The 659-nt window shown below is 66.8% G+C and carries 1 pseudogene; it reads right to left on the bottom strand.

What is annotated here, in order from left to right:
* Window positions 1-659 (bottom strand): annotated as a pseudogene (locus ACYVDE_RS25275) (hypothetical protein); the annotation flags it as partial.

The following is a 659-nucleotide window of genomic DNA, read 5'->3' as shown; positions in this document are numbered from 1 at the left end:
ATACTTATGAGGGCCGTATCGGCCACCCCGGCCAGGGCGCGCAACGTGCCCAGCTCGCGGCGGTAGGCCAGGCGGTCCTGCTCCACGGTCACTTCCTGGGTGCGCACCGAGAGGTAGAAGCTCAGGTATTGCGTTTGCTTGAAAATACCGCCGTTCACGAGTTGGCGCAGCTGCGCATCCTGCTGGCGGAGGAGCGTGAGCAGCGAGCGGCTGAAGGTGAGCTGCGTTTCGGCCGCGTAGGCGGTCAGGAACTGGTCGGTGATGCTCCGGCGCAGGTCCAGGGCCGAGAGACGGCCGGTGTTGCGCAGCACCTGGCCCTGGTTGGCCAGCATCTGGTAGTCGTTCTGCAACTGAAAGCGGTTGAGGATGGGCTTGGTGGCCTGGGCGATGGCCGCGTAGTTGCCGCCGTTGGAGATGGCCTGGTCGTAACCCAGCACGCTTTCGCCCTGGCGGTTGGTCACCGAGGGGTAGTACAAGGCCGAGCTGATGCCCGCCACCTGCACCCCGTTCTGGCGGGCCCGTACCAGGCTGTCGATGCGGTTCTGGCTGACTTGGTTGACGTTCTCGCGCAGCAGGGGGCTGTTCTGGCGGGCCACTTGCAGGAAATCGGCCAGCCGGCGCGGACTGGCCAGCGCGGCCGGCGGCGTGTACACGGGCGC

It is taken from the genome of Hymenobacter agri, from assembly GCF_054778495.1.
The sequence above is the reverse complement of the archived record's forward strand: the minus strand, read 5'-3'. Positions and strand labels throughout refer to the sequence as shown.